Source organism: Microcoleus sp. Pol7_A1 (assembly GCF_036701085.1).
In the GTDB taxonomy this organism is placed as follows: Bacteria; Cyanobacteriota; Cyanobacteriia; order Cyanobacteriales; family Microcoleaceae; genus Microcoleus; species Microcoleus asticus.
Genome location: NZ_JAUBQD010000092.1, coordinates 1 through 18,416 on the forward strand (window position 1 = coordinate 1; position 18,416 = coordinate 18,416).

An 18,416-nucleotide genomic window follows, 5' to 3' on the forward strand; every position below is an offset into this window, starting at 1 on the left:
TAATTTAGGATAATTACATTTACGTCAAGGAGCTTAACTACACAGAGGCTTTGACTGTTTTCGGAGATGTCTAATATCTCGATTGGGGAGAAAGACTCTTTCCTTCTCTAAAAAACTCTCCCATCATATTGGAGCTATTTGGTATTTTATTCATGAGTATAACGCCAGTTTATCTATCAATTAAAACCATTAATTATACTGACTATGCAGGACTACCGTTTTTGAAAGTCGGTGATTTCTGGCAACTCGTATTGCCATTCTATAAAAAATTGGTCGTCAGTGACAAGTTGCAGGTCAAAAAGCGTTTTTAATTCTTCTAATGCGACATTTTTAGATTGAATTGTTTGAACCATAATTCTAGGGCGTTAATTTTATGGGTACTTATAATTTTATCAAATTTCTAGCTAATATTCTATCCTAGAACGATAATAACAAAATTGGTTCGTAGTGAAGAGGGAGAGTCTCGATCTAATTCGCTCTGACTTGCATTTTTCACTACGAAATAATAACGGTTATTTTACCGAATATGATATAAGTCAAAATTTAATTCTACTAATTCCAAATTTTTTGCAAATTGAGAACAAATCCCGGCAAAACATTTTCCCCAGAAAGGGTGAGAGGAGATTGTAAAACTTCCACATCTTGACCGGGGCGATAAATTTCAACTTCCCGTTTTTTCCGGTTAATCAGCCAACCCAAACGGCAGCCATTTTCCATATATTCTTGCATTTTGTCCTGAGTTTTTTTCAGGCTGTCGCTGGGTGAGACTAATTCAATGACAAAATCGGGACAAAGCGGGATGAATTTTTCTCTTTGTTCGGGCGTCAAAGCCTCCCAGCGCGATTTTTCTACCCAAGACGCATCGGGAGAGCGATCGGCTTTGTTTGGGAGGGTAAATCCTGTGGAGGAATCAAACACTTCGCCGAGTTCAGTTTGTTCGTTCCAAATTCCTACCTGTAAGTTAAGTTTTGAGTTGCGTTTCCCTGTTTCTCCTCCGGTTGGCGGCATGACAATTAATTCTCCGTTGGCGCTGCGTTCTAGTTTCAGTCCCGGGTTTTCTTCACACAGTTGATAAAACTGTGCGGAAGTTAATTTAATAATGGAATTGAGGTTTAATGTTATAGCAGTCATGTTTATTTACCTGCTGTTTGTATAAAATAAATCAAGAATTAAAAATGGGATTATTCATTCTTAATTCTTAATTCTTAACTTCTAATTCTACTGCAATTGTTTGATTCTGTTGAGTGCGTCTTGATAGGCGCTGGTTCTTCCGCCTTGTTTGTAAAGTTCTGCTGCTTTTTGAAAGTCCGCAATTGCTTTCGGTTGGTCTTTATTGTCCAGGTAAGCTAAAGCTCGGTTGTAGTAAGCGTCGGCAAAACCGGGATTGGCTTCGATCGCCCGCGTGTATGCTTGAATAGCAGTGGAACCGCGTGTGGATTCCTGTGGGGGCAAGCCGGCGGTGATGAAAGTGCGGGCATTACCGATATTAAAATACAATTCAGGGGTATATTTGGGCTTGAAAGCGAGTGCTCTGTTGAAATCCGCGATCGCCTCCCAAGCATCTCCTCGATCTAACAGCGAAAGTCCTCGAAAATAATAAGCTTGGGCATCTTGCGGATTCGCGGTGGATACCGGGCCGCTGGTTGGGGGAGTATTGTCTACTTTCAATTCGGATTTGTTTATTCCCGCCGCCACTAGCTTCGCGATAAATGTATTGATTGGAACTGCTGCGTTAAATCCGGTTTTAATTGGGGCGACTTCCCCGGAACTGGTTTGAGCAAAACCGAATTCGCCTTGTCCGTGCAAACCGATGACTCTGCCTTCGGAGTCGAAAACTGGCCCGCCACTCATACCACTCCAAGTTACGGCTTGATACCGCAAAGTGTAACCTTCTGGGCGGTTGCGCGGGCGGCTGGTAACGAGTCCGGGAGAGAGTTCGGGTTCTCGTTCGGCGCCGAAAAGTCCGCCCGTAGCGGGATAGCCGTAAACGAAGATTTGAGTGCCGATGACGGCTAAATCGGAATCTGCGATCGTCGCGACTGGATATTCTTCGGGGCTTTCAAATTTGACTACGGCTAAATCTGGGTCAGTTTCGGCGGTTTGCAAACGGGTGACGGAGGTTGCTTGATAGTTTTTGCCTAAAGACGTGCGAACGGTGTATTTCACGTCTGCTTTTTCTACGACGTGATTGACTGTTAAAACTGTGTATGTTTTGCCTGTTTTGGCAATAATTACGCCAGAACCGTCTCCTAGGGAACTGTTAATTTGTACTGTCAGCGGCCCGGCAATGCTGGCAACTTCTTGGGGCGTTTTGGCGATCGCGGGTTGGCTGATGACTATGGTTAAAGCTGCGGTAGTTCCTGCTAGCAGGGTGCTTAAGGTGTCGTAACGAGAAAAATTTATATTCATGGCTATTGCTAATTAGTAGTTGGGTAGCGGGATTTGGGGAAGAAAGGGCGATCGGCGGTTTGTGCTTTTTTCTGTTTAGTTTTATTACTGATTTGACGCAAAGGCGATCGGCTTTGTTCTTTAGTGATAATTTTACTCGCTTTTTTGTTCCGCGATTCGCTATTTCAATGTAGGGTGAGTACGCTGCACCTTACTTAATCTCAACGTAGGCTGCCCAACTTACTTATTAAAACTTAAAAATACATGACTCAAACTCGGTGGTTAGTTCTTCCTTAGTCATGGTTCCCCGTGCGACTCGCATGACTAAATCATATGCTCGATCGTCCGTCAAATTCAGAGTGCAACCATTTAAACGCAAAAAGGTATCTGTCACTGCAAAAGCCGTTCGTTTATTGCCGTCAATAAAGGGATGATTCATCGCTATGTGATAGAGATAGGCGGCCGCTTGTTCGCTAATTTCTGGATGCAAAAATTGACCGCCAAAAGTTGCTTGCGGTTGAGCCAAAGCCGACTCTAACAAACCTTCGTCTCTGACACCAGGAGTGCCACCAAAGCTCTCTATCTGTCTGGCGTGGATACTTAAAACCATACTTTTGCTGACAAAATTAGGAGTTGGCAAGGCGACGGTAAACCTCCTTTCTTTCGCGTTCTGAATCGAGATATGCCTGCCATGCTTTGGCTTCTAGTTTTTGTTGTTCTTCTTCAGTCTTTAAGGAACGGACAAATTCAAGCACTTTCAGCAGCAAGGGTTCTGGTACTTGGTCGAGTTCTTGAAGAAGTTGGTCTTTTGCGGTCATGTTTCTTTCCTCCTAGTTATTTTACAACTATTTTATCCGAATTCATAAAAGTCTTGCAACCTTGAGATTGTACGCCATTATCTGTAAGGATGCGGCAGTGCCGTGTCCTTACAGATAACTTTTTTAAAATGAGATTACAACAATTTTACAACCAACAGATTAGATAATCAACTACTGTTCAATCGCACTTATATATTTTGATATTCTGCAACCCATTCAACGATAGCCTCAGTCAATCCGTCTAACGTGTATTCTTTGGCTTCCACATCTAACTTACCCAATAAATTCTGACAGCTTTTGGAAGTTTCCGGGCCGATGGAGGCGATGCAAACGTTTTCCAACCAATCCTTAGACAGGGACAATTTTGGGCTTTGTTGTATGAGATTGCAAAAGTTATGTACGGTTTTTGAACTGGCAAATGTTATGATATTTACGGCTTGATTTTGGAGTGCGGATAGGGCGATCGGGTCGATAGTTTCGGGACAGCAAGATTGATAAGCTGGCACTTCTATTACTTGCGCTCCTTTGGCGGTGAATTCTTTAACTAAAATTTCTCTGCCGCCGCTTTCTACTCTCGGAAATAGAATTTTGCAGCTTTGCAAGTTATCGGGGAAGTTATCGACTAGGGAATCGGCGACAAAGTTGGGGGGAATAAAGTCTGGTTGTAGAGAGTGCGATCGCAAACTTTCGGCTGTTTTTTTGCCGACAACTGCAATTTTAATGCCAAACAAGCTGCGGGCGTCTTTGCCTTTTGCTTGTAATCGTTGAAAAAAGCAGTCTACAGCATTGTGGGAAGTGAGAATTAACCAGTGAAAGCTTGACAATTGTGCGATCGCACTGTCTAATGGTTCCCAAGTGGACGGCGGCCCAATTACCAAAGCGGGCATTTCGATAACGCGAGCTCCTTGTTGCTGGAGTCGATCGCTAAATTCAGCCGACTGAGAAACCGATCGCGTGACTAAAATGGTTTTTCCTGCTAGTGGCAATTTGCTATTATTAGTGGTGACTGGTGTATCGATCATATTTGTGCTTTCTAGCTGGATTAAATATTCGCGCAATCTCACTACCTCCCCAATTACGATCACGCAAGGCGAGAGAGATTGACCTGCTGTTTGCTGTACAATGTTGGAGAGAGTGCCCAGCCAAATTTGCTGTTCGGGGCGGCCGCAATCTCGGATAATGGCTATCGGAGTTTCGGTCGATCGTCCGTGCTTTTGCAATTGCCAGATGATCTCGCTTAAATTGCGCCCTCCCATCAATATTACCAAAGTTTCTATCTGCACTAATGCTTCCCATTCTAAAGCATCCGGTTCGTGGGCGCTCATCACGGCAAAACAGCGACTCATTACCGGATCAGTGAGAGGAATTCCTGCTAGTAAAGGTGCGGCTAATGCTGATGAAATTCCGGCTATTACTTCAAAGTCGCAGCCCGCTGTTATTAATGCTTGAATTTCAGAACTAGAACGACCAAAAATAAACGGATCGCCGCTTTTTAAGCGGATTACTTGTTTTCCTAGTTTGCAATGTTCTACCAGCAAACGGTTAATTTCTTGCTGCTGGGTGGAAGGTTGGCCGCCGCGTTTCCCGACTTCGATTTTCCGACAAGTTGCTGGGATTAATTCGAGTTGCGGGATGTCGATGAGAGCGTCGTAGATTAGGACTTCGGCTTGGGATAGCAGTTTGTGCGATCGCACTGTCATCAAGTTACAATCTCCGGGCCCCGCACCCACTAGATAAACTTTCCCTTTGTGGTTTTTCACAATTCCTCCTCGATAGTATAGTTTTATGAATATTGCTAGCCTATAGTCAGGTACGCATGGTGTACCCTACACTATAGTAAAGCGCGCATGGCGCACCCTACGGTATACTCAGCAGTTTGATTGTATAATAAAAGCTATTTATGCAGATTATCATCATCACGGCCGCCGATGCAAATTACTTTGAATTGGTGCGAGGCACTATTTTATCGGTGCGGGAAAAACCAGAGGGTGAAAATGTGGCGATCGGCTTTTTCGATCTCGGCTGTACTCCCGAACAGTTGCAGTGGCTAAAAACACAAGTTAATATCATTCAAAAGCCCGATTGGGACTTTGACTTTCCTGGCAGAAATGAAGCTCCCGAACATTTAAAAGGATTATTAGTTAGACCTTGTTTGCGAAAATACTTTCCCAATTTTGATATATACATTTGGATAGATGCGGATGCTTGGGTTCAAGACTGGAGAGCAATTAATTTGTTGGTTGAAGGAGCATCGCGCCGGGGACTGGCAATTGTTCCCGAAGTTCACAGAGCTAGCTTGCAGCAGTACGGACAACTTCCTCAGTTTTGGCAATGGGTTTATCAACAATACGAAGCTAACTTTGGTAATGAAGTCGCTAATAAATTATACAGTTATCCGATATTAAATGCCGGAGTTTTCGCCCTCCGAAAAGATGCTTTGCACTGGGAAATATGGGCTGATAAACTTAATCAAGGATTGCAAAAATCAGGCTGTGTCATGACAGATCAATTTGCCCTCAACCTAGCTGTTTACAGTGGCGAATTGTTCAATCTCACTGAAATGCTACCAGCTTGGTGCAATTGGATATTCAACGGTTTTCCGGTTTGGGACAAGCAGCGAGGCTGTTTCGTGGAGCCGTACTTGCCGCAGGAGGCGATCGGCATTTTGCATTTAGCTGGACGCCAGCAGTTTGACCGAGTACAATTGATGGCAACTGACGGCGACATACTGGAAATCAGCGTCCGTTACCAACCTAAAAAACACCAAGCAGTACAAATATTTCAAGAACCCCAAATGACTTACCAACAACCTGAAATTAGCAAAAATAATTTATTACATCCAGGGGATTATGTCTCGCCAGGATTCCAAATAATTATACCTGATTCCTATTTCCCCCATATGATTGTTGCCGATCCAAATGGGAGTAACTGGCCTTATTTGCGCCGGGAAGTTCCGCATAATTGGTATGCAGACAAGCGCTATCCATTCATCGGGTTTTTGAATCGGGACGAAGCCCACATCCTTTACAATACAGCCCTGCAATTCAAAGGTAAAAAAGCATTAGAAATAGGTTGCTGGCTGGGTTGGTCTGCCTGTCACTTAGCCCTCGCAGGAGTTGAGTTAGATGTCGTAGATCCGCTATTAGAAAGACAAGATATCAGACAAAGCGTAATCGATTCAATTCAAGGTGCTCTCAATGCGTCGGGAGTTCAAACAACCGTCGAGTTAATACCGGGCTACAGCCCCCAAAGAGTAGAAGAATTTTCCGCTCAATTCAACCGCAAATGGTCGTTAATTTTTATTGACGGAGAACACGGAGGTGATGGGCCGTTAAATGATGCCATTGCGTGTGAAAAATTGGCTGAGGAAGATGCAATAATTTTATTTCACGATTTAACTGCTCCAGATGTTGGTAAAGGTTTAGATTACTTGAAGCAAAGGGGGTGGCAAACAGTAGTATATCAAACAATGCAAATTATGGGGGCTGCTTGGCGGGGTAATGTCGAGCCAGTAAAACATCAACCCGATCCCAAGATTTCCTGGCAGTTGCCAGCACATTTGCACGGCTACAATATTAGCAGTTTAGAGACAATTAATTCTCAAACAGCCAGCCAAACCAATCAAAACCAACAGTCATCTTATACAAGAGATTTTTACCAATTAATCGGAGAAGGAACTCGCAGTTCAGCTAGAGAAATTATTCCCCTGCTGTTAGACTTGCTGCAACCCATTTTACCTAAAAGTGTGGTAGATGTGGGCTGCGGTACGGGAAGTTGGTTAGCTGCGTTTCACCAGTTGGGAATTGCTGATTGTTTGGGAATAGATGGCGATTATGTCGATCGCACTATTTTACAAATTCCTTTAAATCAGTTCCAATCCGCCGATTTAAAGCAACCGCTGCAAATAAACAGAAAGTTTGACTTAGCAATTTCCCTAGAAGTTGCGGAACATTTGCCGGCTACCTGTGCCGAAAATTTTGTTAATTCTCTCACTCAACTAGCACCAGTGATTCTGTTTTCTGCTGCGATACCATTTCAAGGAGGCGTCGAACACGTTAACGAACAGTGGCCACAATATTGGGTTTATTACTTTCAGAAAAACGGCTATGCAGTTATTGACTGCTTGAGAAAAAAAATATGGAACAATGACAAAGTAGAGCCTTGGTACGCTCAGAATATCTTGATTTTTGTCAAACAAGAATACTTGTCGAGATCTCAAAAGTTAGTAAATGAATATCAAAATACCGATTTGAATCAATTAGCGATCGTCCATCCCAAGATTTATCTTTACAGCTTGCAAGCTGCTAGAAATTCGGCACATAATTTACAATCAGAAAGTGTCAAACAAGTTTCAGCATCGCCACAATTGGCACATCGACCTTTGGTATCTGTGGTTATTCCCTGCTACAATCAATCTCATTTTTTGCTGGAAACAGTAACTAGCGTGATTAACCAAACTTACAAAAATTGGGAAATTATCATTGTCAATGACGGCAGCTTAGATACTACCAGCACAGTTGCCAAAAATTTAATAGTAGCAAATCCCCAATATCAAATTAGGCTTGTAGAACAAACAAATCAAGGGCTTTCAAGTGCTAGAAATGCTGGCATAGCAGCAGCAAACGGTGAATACATTATGCCTTTAGATGCGGATGATATCCTAGCTGAAAACGCCTTGACTGACCTTTTAGAAATATGTTTAAAATCCAATGTACCTTGCGTAGCATTTGGTTCTTATCAAATGTTTGGCACTGAAAATCGCATAGTACCCAGTTACGAGTTGTATTCTCCCGAAAAAATTAAGCAATCTAACATGATTCACCCGTCTTCACTCTATCACAAATCTATTTTGGATTTGGTCAGCGGGTACAAAGTTGGGATGAAAGAAGGTTACGAAGATTGGGAGTTTTGGGTTAACTGCCACAAGCACAATATTCCCTTTTTGGGAACGAGAGAAGTAGTTGTCAATTATCGGCGTTCCCAGGGTTCTATGTTGGCTAAAGCTCAGCAATATCATCAAAAGTTGGTAGCACAAATTGTTTGTTACAACCGGGAACTTTACGATATGGAAAGCGTGAATAGTGCTAAAAAGTTCTTGGGACAAATCGCAAGTTAATCTTGATTCTTTATTCTTTAGTCTGCAAAAGCGGACGTTGTTTGTGTAGTAGCGAATTTTATTAGCCGAAAAAAATAATTGTTAAAGCGAATTTGATATAACATCAAGAAAACGCTTAACCTGTTTTTCCCAAGTCCAATTGAGCATAAAATTAGCCGCAGCTAAACCGCGACTTTTTGACTCTTCGCGATTAGTATAAATTTGCTCCAAAGCCTCAACAACTTCTGCAACCTCAGACTCTCCCCAACCTTCTACACCGGAAAAATGAGCAGTCGGTTTAACTCGTCCCTGATTCGATAAAGGATAGCAAATGTTATGGTAAATCAAGTCTAAATGACCAGTATTTGCTGATAAAATAGTCGGAATTCCGCAGGCCATACTTTCCATCGCGACTAAATTAGTGCCGCCTTCGCAGCGGTTGGTGAAAACAGCGCAGTCGGCTTCTCGCAAAATTTGTCCGGCGAGGTGATTGGGAATTAAGCCGATGTCGATAAAAGAGTCAATCGGCAAACCGTTAGTCGCTAACCATTGGGAAATTCCTAAACTTCCGTCGCGGTTGATATTGGGAAGTCCCGCAACGTTTCCGGTTTGTTCGATTCCTAACATATACTGAGGCCAAAAATTGTGCCATGTTGTTAGTAACAAAGCCTCTGGATGTTTGGCGCGAAATCGTTTGAAAGCGGCAATTACAATATCTTGACCTTTGCGATATTCCAGTTTGCCGCCAGAGAAGATGACGAAGCGATCGCCAAATAGATTAGATTTGGGTGCAGGATGGAAAATTGCGGGGTCAATTCCTTGATTTACCATCGCCACATTAGTCAAGCCGCAGCTTCTCAAAACATCCGCATTCCAGTTAGAACCGGCGACAATTGCGCTATATTTTTTGGCTTTTTCTAGTGCTTCTGCTGTGATTCGCGTGTCTTCAAAAAATATGACTCCTATTTGAGAAGCGCTGGTAATTTGATTCTCAACTCCAGAGGATGCTAAATTATTCCCCAAAGCGTAAAGTACGGGAAAGTTGCAAGTAATCTGTTTGTCTGAATTTGCGGTTACTAATTCCTGAAAATTTTTCTGTTTTTCTACTACAGGTAATAACAGGGATTTATGCAGCGGATTGATAGATTCTGAGGTGATAGATGGCGGTACTAAAAGTGCAACTTCCCAGGCGGGATTTCGCAGCAGTTGCAGTGTTAAATTCATGCCGTAAATCCCCCAGCCGCTGGTGATGCTGACTGGCCAACTAATGCCGATTCCGGTAATTTGTGGGGGAGTTTCTGGGCGTTGGATTTGAGACTGAGCATCAGAATCTGCGTTCCCAGGCTGAGCATGATAACGAGTAGATTGTAGGGGCGGTGCCTCCGTGCCCGCCCTCTCTAGCAAGGCTGCTTTTATACGATCGCAAACTCCATCCCAATCACCCGCTTTTTGCTGTCGAAACAGCCTTGCGCTTGGATACCAAGGGCTATCTTCGCGTTCCAGCATCCACCGCCAATCGGGAACAAAAGACAGCAAAACCCAGGCTGGTTTGCCTAAAGCACCCGCTAAATGAGCCACAGCAGTGTCAACGCAAATTACTAAATCCAGTTGGGAAATAATTGCTGCGGTGTCGGCAAAATCGACGCAATGTTCGCTCAAATCTTCAATTGGCTGTTGATTTAATAAAGTAATATCGCCTGCTGACAGATCTTTCTGAAGGCTGTAAAAACTCGCTCCCGGAACATCTAAAAATTTCACAAAATCGCTCAATTTACACGATCGCTGATGATTGTTGCGGTGCAGCGGGCCGCCCGCCCACACAATACCTACTTTTAGTTGATTGTTCGGCTCTAGGGAAAATTTAAAATCCTGTGGCGGGGCTAAATAAGGAATATTCGCCGGTAGATTGTCCAAAGTCGTTCCCAGAATTCGCGGCAAACTTAGCAGCGGGGCTTGCACTTGAAAATCTACCATATCGCTCGGCCGCACTACTACTCGATCGACTCCTGCAATTCCTTCAAATAAACGCTTCAGCAAGACATGACAAGCCACAACAACTTTGCCGCCTTTTTGCTTGACTAAAGGTGCGTAGCGGATAAACTGTATCGTATCGCCAAAACCTTGTTCTGGGTGCAATAAAATTGTTTTTCCCTGCAAATCAGAGCCGTCCCAAAGTGGTTGCTCAAAATAGCGCTGCTCCAATTCTTGAGTTTGCCAGCGCGATTCGTACTCCGTAAAACCGCGCTCATAATTTCCAGTTAAAAGCAAAGCTAAGGCTAGTCTCAAGCGCCAATTTGGCGAGTTTGGACATAGTTGAATTGCTTTATTGTATAAGTCGATCGCCTCTGCGACTTGTCCCTGATCTTCGAGGACGGAACCCAAGTATAAGTTAGTTTCAGCCTGGTTGGGATTGATTTTTAGCGATTTTTGGTAATGAACAATAGCCTCGGCTATTTGCCCGTTTTCCTGTTTGAGATAACCTAAATAACTGTGGGCTTCTGCGTGGCGGGGTGAGGCGGCAATTACTTGTTCGTAGCGAGCGGCTGCCTCTGCTTTTTTCCCTTGTTTTCGTAAGGCATTTGCTAGGTAAAATTGTACCTGTGCGGGCGATAAGGAAAATCGAGGCGCAGCCTCGGGATCTGCGTTCCCAGGATATTCGTGGGAACGAGTAGAGATTAGGTGTTTTAAGGCTATTTTTACCCGATCGCAAACTCCCACCCAATCCCCCGGTGTTTGCTGCCGAAACAGCCGCGCCGTCGGATACCAAGGGCTGTCTTCGCGTTCCAACATCCACCGCCAATCCGGCATAAAACAAAGCAAAATCCATACGGGTTTACCCAAAGCACCGGCTAAATGCGCGACAGCGGTATCCACGGAAATTACTAAATCTAGTTGCGATATCACCGCCGCAGTATCGGAAAAATCGTTCAAATTGTCGCTCAAATCTATCACGGGAATTTGAGTTAACAAAGTACGATCGCCCGCTGACACTTCTTTCTGAAGACTGTAAAAACTTACACCGGCAATATTTAACAATTGCAGAAAATAGCTTAAATCGCTCGATCGCTGAAAATCCTTTAAATGTTCCGAACTTCCCGCCCACACAATCCCAACTTTGAAATTGCGATCGGAATTTAAGGAAAATTGCCAATTCGGCGGCGCAGCTAAATAAGGAACATTGGCCGGTATATTTTCTAAATTTGTTCCCAGAAGGTGCGGCAAACTCATCAGCGGTGCTTGCACTTGAAAATCCGCCAATTCATCCATCCGAACCACCACTTGTTCAATCCCAGGAATATGCTTAAACAAACGCTTCAGTTCTTGATAGCAAGAAATGATTACTTTGCCGCCTTTTTGCTGCACAATTGCCGCGTATCGCACAAATTGAATCGCATCGCCCAAACCTTGTTCAGATCGGAGCAAAATAGTTTGCCCGTTCAAAGCTGAACCGTCCCAAACTGGTTGGTCAAAATTCAACCGTGGCAATTTTTTCGCCTGTTCTGTTTGCCAGCGCCACTCGTATTCTGCTAAACCGCGCGGTAAGTCCCCAGTCAACAGCAATACTAAGCTTAAATTGAAGTGAGCTTTAATACAGTTGGCCTCTATTTCGAGAGCTTTTTTATAACAAGCAATAGCCCGATTAGCATCTCCTAATTGTTCAACTACACTGCCTAAATTAGTGAATGCTTCTACATAACTTGGATCTAATGATATTGCTTGTTCCAAGCTAGAAATTGCCTGTTCTATTTTGCCCGCACCCAAGCATAAAGTTCCCAGGTGATAGTGTCCTTTAGGATTGTTCGGTTCTGCTTCAATTGCACGCTCGTAAAGGCGTTCTGCCTCGGCTAACTGACATTTTGCTTGCAGCGCCACACCCAAATTTACCAGGACTGGCACGTAATTGGAATTGACAGAAAGTGCTTGATGAAAACAGGCGATCGCACTCGGTAACTCGCCCTGCTTCTGGAGTGTCGCGCCGAGATTGTTGAGAGCTTTGACGTAAATCGGATTCAGGGCGATCGCCTTTTGAAAGCAAGATACAGCATCGGCTATATTCCCTTTATCTTGCAGCAAAATACCCAAGTTATTTTGCGCTTGAGCGCAGTTAGGGTCGATTTCTATCGCGCGCTGATAATAGGTGGCAGCTTCGGCTAAATCGCCTGTTTGGTGCAGCGTAACGGCCAAATTAGTGGCGGCTTCTATCGAATTCTGCTGCAAAACTAAAGCATTTTTAAAATAAGCGATCGCCTCGGCAAATCTACCTTGCGACTTGAGAAAATTTCCCTGATTGAACTGTTTTTGATATAATTCAATATTGGTTTGAGTTTCTCTTGGCGGTAGAGCTTCTTGATGCTGGACAATTTTTTCTCTCAGCGCCAAACTAGCTTGTTCTAAAACTCCTTCCCAATCCCCCGCTGTAGACTGGCGAAACAGCCGCGCCGTCGGATACCAAGGACTATCTTCGCGTTGCAACATCCACCGCCAATCCGGCACAAAACACAGCAAAATCCACACTGGTTTGCCCAAAGCACCAGCCAAGTGCGCCACAGCAGTATCTACAGAAATCACTAAATCCAGAGCCGAGATTGCCGCCGCAGTATCGGCAAAGTCGTGCAAATAAGAGCTTAAATCTGTGACGGGCATTTGCTGTAACAAAGCGCGCTCGTCTGCTGTCGTTTCCTTTTGCAAGCTGTAAAAATCGGCTCCGGGAATATCTAACAGTTTGGTTAACAAATTCAGCGGTAAAGAGCGCACCTTATTTTGGGAATATTGAGAATTTCCAGACCACACAATCCCTACTTTCAAATTAGCAGTTGGACTGAGAGTAAATTCCTCACCGGGCGGCGGAGCTAAATAAGGAACATTCGCCGGTATAGTTTCTAAAGTTGTTCCCAGAAGCTGAGGCAAACTAATTAGCTGCGCGCGCACTTGAAAATCCGGCGCATCCTCTGGATTAACTATTAATCCATCGATTGCCGAAACTTGTGCAAACAAGCGCTGCAACTGCGGCAAACACCAAACAATTACCCTACCGCCTTTTTGCTTGACTAAATCTGCGTAGCGGATAAACTGAATTGCATCGCCTAAACCCTGTTCCGGGCAAAGCAAAATAGTTTTTCCCTGCAAATCTTTGCCATCCCAAAGCGGCTGAATAAAGTTCTGGGGCTGGAACTGTTTTTCTTTAACTAGGAGTCGCCATTCGTACTCGCAAAAACCCCGCTGAAAGTCTCCCGACAGCAGCAAAGCTAAACCTAAATTTAGGTGAGCTTCGGGGTTAGCAACATTGAATTTTACTGCTTGGCTGTAGCAGGTGACAGCATCTGCAAACTGTCCGCGATCGTGCAAAGCACTTGCCAAACTGGTGAGGGGATTGAGATAACCGGGTTTGAGTTCGATCGCCCGACGGTAACAATCTATCGCCTCTGCCATTTTTCCCGCTTCCTCAAAAGCTTTGCCGAGATTGTTCAAAGCTTCTGGAAAGCCGGGTTTCAGGCTCAAAGCTTGCTGATAGCAGGCGATCGCATCTTCAATTTTGCCCTGTTTGTGCAGGACAATTCCCAGATTGCAGTGAGCCTGCGCACTGGCTGGCAATGCCTGAATCGCTTGCTGGCAAACAGCTATATCCTCATCCAACTTATCTGGGCTTGACAGCGAACTCCCGAAAGCGAGATCGGTTTCTGTCAAATCCGGTTGCAGCGCCAGAGCTCGATCGTGGTATGCGATCGCATCTGGAATTTTGCCCTGTCGGATCGAGGCGTATGCTAAATGATGCAGGGCGTCCACATAATTTGGCTCGATCGCGATCGCCCGTTCATAATTCGCGATCGCTTTCCCTTCCTCCCCTTGTCCCTCCAAAGCAATTCCCAAATTCAAATAAGCCACCGCGCAATTAGGATTGACTTGAATCGCTTGCTCGTAGCAGCTTACAGCTTCCGCAACATCTCCTTGCTCTTCCCGCAACAGGCCCAAATTAATCAGCGCTTCCGCGCAATTCGGGTTCAAAGAAAGCGCCCGCTCGTATTCTGCGATCGCCTCTTCAGTCTCCCCTGCTTCCGCCAGCGCGCTGCCCAAATTGCTCGCAGTTTCCGCCAAATTCCGGTCGATTGCTAGGGCTTGTCGGTAGTGCGCGATCGCCTCTGTTAGCCTGCCAGTTTGCTGTTTGACAACGCCTAAATTGCTGTAGGCGGCTGCGTAATTAGGATCGATCGCGATCGCCCGCTCATAACATTCGATCGCACCGCCAAAATCGGCTTGCTGCTGCAAATCCACGCCCAACCGAAACTCTGCATCCGCCGAATCCGCCGGCACAAATGTCGCAGCAACCGCGCTTAGAGCTTCCGTCACCCGAGCGAAAACGTCCTCCCAGTCGCCCCGCTGATGCTGGCGAAACAGCCTTGCGCTTGGATACCAAGGACTGTCTTCGCGTTGCAACAGCCACCGCCAATCCGGCGAAAACGCCAGCAAAATCCACACTGGTTTGCCCAAAGCGCCCGCCAAATGGGCGACAGCGGTATCGACACTAATGACTAAATCCAGTTTGGCGATCGCAGCAGCAGTATCGGCCAAATCGCCAAAATGCGGGCTCAAATCTACGATCGGCGTTTGATTCAACAGCGCGCGATCTGCCTCGGAAACCTCTTTCTGCAAGCTGTAAAAACTTACCCCCGAAACGTCCAAAAGCGGCAGAAACTGGCTTAAACTGCACGAACGCTGCTTGTTTTTGCGGTGTTTTGGATTCCCCGCCCAGACAATCCCAACTTTCAAATTGCGATCGGGCAGAAGCGTAAATTCAGCACCTGCAGGCGGTGATAAATAAGCAGTATTTGCCGGTATTGTTTCCAGCTTTGTACCGAGAATATACGGCAAACTCAACATCGGCACTTGCACGTCAAATTCCGGCAGCGGCTCGCCTTTAACTATTAGCAAATCAATGCCGTCAACCGTTGCAAACAAACGGTGCAATTGCGGGTAACAACCAACAATTACCCTACCGCCTTTATTTTTGACGATCGCAGCGTAGCGGATAAACTGAAGCGAATCGCCTAAACCTTGTTCGGCGTGCAGCAAAATAGTCTTTCCCACCAAATCAGAACCGTCCCACAGGGGCCGGTATTCTCTCGCCGAAACTGTATTTTCCGGCCCCGTCAAAAAACACGAATGACCAGTGTGAAATTCTTTAATTTGCCAGCGCCACTCGTATTCTGCCAGACCATTTTCCAAATCTCCCACCAACAGCAAAGCCAAGGACAAATTCAGGTGAGCGCTAGCGTGGTTGGGGCTTAAATGAATCGCCCGTCTGTAACAGGCGATCGCATTTTCTACCGCGCCTTTTTCCAGAAACGTCCTGCCTAAATTGTTGATAGCTTCCACAAAATCCGGCAGCAATTCTAGAGCTTTGTGATAATATTCCAGCGCATCTTCTAAATTGCCCTGTTCTTGCAAAACTGTTGCGAGATTGTTGTAAGCTTCCCAGCTATGCGGATGAATTTCCAGCGCTCGCCGGTACAGCTCGATCGCCCTTACAAGTTCGCCTTTTTCTTGCAGCGCCACCGCTAAATTAATTAGGGCGGGAACGAAATTAGGTTCAGCGACAAGAGCTTGCTCGTAATGCGCGATAGCCTCTTCCACTTGACCTTGTTCCTCAAAAATTTTTGCCAAGTTGTAAGCTGTTTGAGGAATATTTGGATCGATCGCTAAAGCTTCTCGGTAATGCGGGATAGCTGCGTCTAATTCGCCCTTTTCTTGCTTGAGAAAACCAAAATTAATCCGCGCTTGGACGCAATTTGGGTCAAGAGATATTATCTGTTCGTAAAGAGCGATCGCCTCTTCTTTATCGCCTGTTTCCATTAAATGTTCTGCTTGCCGCAATAAATCCTCTAAAACAACCAAATTATCGCCAGCCGTTCCGATAGCAACCGATGTCTCAATCCCCTGCGATTGCTTAGCTGCGGAGCCTTCTGCTAACACTTCGCTCGCCATCAAAAATATTTGTTTACTCTCTTTAACCACGCTTGCACCTGTCATTTCGAGAGCCACAGAATCGAGGTCAGGCTTATTATTAGCAGTCATTGCGAGCGAAACGAAGTCAAGCTGAGCTTGGGCATAATCCTCGGAATAACTAGCAGTATTGGCGATCGCGAATAAACTCAAAGCCGCCTTTACTTCTTCAAACAATTCTTGCCAACTTTCCGGCTGACTTTGGCGGAAAAGCCTCGCAGTTGGATACCAAGGATTGTCTTCACGCTCCAGCAGCCAGCGCCAGTCAGGAGCAAAAGAAAGCAGCACCCAAACCGGTTTTCCCAAAGCACCGGCTAAGTGCGCCACAGCCGTATCCACACTAATCACTAAATCCAGTTGAGATATCGCAGAAGCGGTATCAGCAAAGTCGCTCAAATGCGGACTCAAATCCGGCACTAAGTGTTGGTTCAACAAAGTGCGATCGCTCTGGGACAAGTTTTTTTGTAAACTATAAAAAGCGATTCCCGGAATATCCAAAAATTGAATAAAATCGCTCAAACTGCAAGAACGCTGATTGTTTTTCCGGCGCTGCGGGTTCCCTCCCCAAACAATCCCTACCTTCAATTTTGCATCAGAAGAAAGCGCAAACTTGCACTCATCAGGCGGAGCTAAATAAGGAACATTTGTCGGTACTGTTTCCAGAGTAGTCCCCACAATTCGCGGCAAACTCATCAGGGGTGCGTGAAAGTCAAATTCTGGCAAACCCTCAAGACTAACTGATAAATATTCAATGCCGGCAACTGTCGCAAACAACCGCAGCAGTTCTGGATAGCAAGCCACCATAACTTTAGCGCCTTGGCTGCAAATAATTGGCGCGTAGCGAATAAACTGAATAGAATCGCCGAAGCCTTGCTCGACGTGGAGTAAAATAGTTTTTCCCTGCAAATCTGAACCATCCCAAACAGGCTGTTTAAACTGCCTCGACGATAGTTGCGGAGTGCGCCACCGCCACTCGTATTCAGCAAAACCCCGCTGAAAATCTCCGAACAATAGCAAAGTCAAACCTAATTCCAGGTGGGCGGTGGCGTTGTCTGGCTGCAATTGCAAGGCTCGACTGTGACAAGAAAAAGCCTCTTGAAATTCTCCTAAATCGACCAAAGCGTGTCCGAGATTATTAATAGCCTCCACGAAGTCTGGCTTTAAGTTTAATGCTTGTCGGTAGTGGGATATTGCTGCTTTTACATTGCCTTGTTCGTGGAAAAATGCTCCTACATTGTTGTGAGCTTCGGGATTGTTTGGCTCTCGTATTACAGCTTGCTGGTAGCAGTTGAAAGCTTCTGCTAATTTCCCCTGCTGTTGCAGAACTGTTCCCAACCCCATCAGAGAATATGTCAAATTTGGATTTAATTTTAAAGCGTGGAGGTAATAAGCTATCGCCTCGTTTAATTGATTTTTTTGTTTAAATAAATGTCCTAAATTGTGCGCTGTTTCGTGCAGGTTTTGGTCGAGTCGCAGCGCTGTTTGGTAATATAAAATAGCTGCGTCTATTTCGCCTAAGTGCTGTTTAATCCAGCCCAAATTATTGTAGGCGAGTGCGGAATTTGGCTCGATTTTGATGACTTGTTCGTAACTGGCGATCGCCCTTTTATACTCCCCTACATCCAGCAAAACATTAGCCTTATTTAAATGTGCTTCTACAAAATCGGGGTTTTGGGCGATCGCCTGTTCGTAAAAGTCGATCGCTTCGGCAATTTTTCCCTGCTGTCTCGCCGCTATTCCCAACAAGCACAGCACGTTTGCTGATTCCGGCTGCACTTTTATTATTTGCAGGTACAAATTCTCAGCTTCTAACAAACGGCCCGCTTGGTGATGTTCCCAAGCTAATTTCAAAGAGTCTTCGGCACCCAGTTTGCAGGCAGATTTCCGAATTTTTTTTTGAGAAGCCATAGTAGTCTTTGTTGTTTGGGAGTTCGCTAACTGGTGATTGTCAAATTGTTCTAATTTGTTAACTCTTCCTTCCTTCTTCCTTCCTTCTTCTCCATTCCTTCTTCCTTCTTCCTTCTTACTTCTTCCTTCTTACTTCTTCCTTCTTCCTTCTTCCTTCTTCCTTCTTCCTTCTTCCTTCTTCCTTCTTCCTTCTTCCTTCTTCCTTCTTC

At 45.0% G+C, this 18,416-nt stretch carries 8 protein-coding genes; 1 reads left to right on the forward strand and 7 read right to left on the reverse strand.

The window, feature by feature from the left end; all coding sequences use genetic code 11:
- Positions 1 to 212: 212 nt before the first annotated feature.
- The 6 genes from QUA20_RS29420 to cobA form a co-directional block, all read right to left on the reverse strand.
- Entirely contained in the window at positions 213 to 353 is a 141-nt protein-coding gene (locus QUA20_RS29420; RefSeq protein WP_333193740.1) for a hypothetical protein, read from the reverse strand.
- A 199-nt stretch (positions 354 to 552) separates the two neighbouring features.
- Positions 553 to 1,131, reverse strand: a complete 579-nt coding sequence (locus QUA20_RS29425) for a Uma2 family endonuclease (protein ID WP_333193742.1) — start codon at positions 1,129 to 1,131, stop codon at positions 553 to 555.
- Positions 1,132 to 1,218: 87 nt separating this feature from the next.
- Positions 1,219 to 2,409 carry a tetratricopeptide repeat-containing serine protease family protein gene (locus tag QUA20_RS29430; RefSeq protein ID WP_333193744.1) on the reverse strand — a complete coding sequence of 397 codons (1,191 nt, stop codon included), beginning with the start codon at positions 2,407 to 2,409 and terminating at the stop codon, positions 1,219 to 1,221.
- A gap of 226 nt (positions 2,410 to 2,635) precedes the next feature.
- The gene (locus tag QUA20_RS29435) at positions 2,636 to 2,998 is read right to left on the reverse strand and encodes a type II toxin-antitoxin system death-on-curing family toxin (protein WP_333193746.1); all 363 of its coding nucleotides are present in this window, start codon (positions 2,996 to 2,998) and stop codon (positions 2,636 to 2,638) included.
- A 16-nt stretch (positions 2,999 to 3,014) separates the two neighbouring features.
- The gene (locus QUA20_RS29440) at positions 3,015 to 3,206 is read right to left on the reverse strand and encodes a hypothetical protein (protein ID WP_015177921.1); all 192 of its coding nucleotides are present in this window, start codon (positions 3,204 to 3,206) and stop codon (positions 3,015 to 3,017) included.
- Positions 3,207 to 3,394: 188 nt separating this feature from the next.
- Positions 3,395 to 4,966, reverse strand: a complete 1,572-nt coding sequence (gene cobA, locus QUA20_RS29445; RefSeq protein ID WP_333193748.1) for a uroporphyrinogen-III C-methyltransferase — start codon at positions 4,964 to 4,966, stop codon at positions 3,395 to 3,397.
- Between the two features lie 140 nt (positions 4,967 to 5,106).
- Between cobA and QUA20_RS29450 the strand changes: the two genes are divergently transcribed.
- On the forward strand, positions 5,107 to 8,322 hold the full coding sequence (locus QUA20_RS29450; protein WP_333193750.1) for a glycosyltransferase: 3,216 nt from the start codon (positions 5,107 to 5,109) through the stop codon (positions 8,320 to 8,322).
- A gap of 81 nt (positions 8,323 to 8,403) precedes the next feature.
- Here QUA20_RS29450 and QUA20_RS29455 read toward each other — a convergent pair whose 3' ends face one another.
- The gene (locus QUA20_RS29455) at positions 8,404 to 18,207 is read right to left on the reverse strand and encodes a tetratricopeptide repeat protein (protein WP_333193752.1); all 9,804 of its coding nucleotides are present in this window, start codon (positions 18,205 to 18,207) and stop codon (positions 8,404 to 8,406) included.
- Positions 18,208 to 18,416 lie beyond the last annotated feature (209 nt).

Bases quoted from the DNA above. Each gene is read 5' to 3' on its own strand.
- QUA20_RS29435 (WP_333193746.1), bottom strand. From the start codon at position 2,998: ATGGTTTTAAGTATCCACGCCAGACAGATAGAGAGCTTTGGTGGCACT.
- QUA20_RS29455 (WP_333193752.1), bottom strand. From the start codon at position 18,207: ATGGCTTCTCAAAAAAAAATTCGGAAATCTGCCTGCAAACTGGGTGCC.
- QUA20_RS29425 (WP_333193742.1), bottom strand. From the start codon at position 1,131: ATGACTGCTATAACATTAAACCTCAATTCCATTATTAAATTAACTTCC.
- QUA20_RS29430 (WP_333193744.1), bottom strand. From the start codon at position 2,409: ATGAATATAAATTTTTCTCGTTACGACACCTTAAGCACCCTGCTAGCA.
- QUA20_RS29450 (WP_333193750.1), top strand. From the start codon at position 5,107: ATGCAGATTATCATCATCACGGCCGCCGATGCAAATTACTTTGAATTG.
- QUA20_RS29420 (WP_333193740.1), bottom strand. From the start codon at position 353: ATGGTTCAAACAATTCAATCTAAAAATGTCGCATTAGAAGAATTAAAA.
- QUA20_RS29440 (WP_015177921.1), bottom strand. From the start codon at position 3,206: ATGACCGCAAAAGACCAACTTCTTCAAGAACTCGACCAAGTACCAGAA.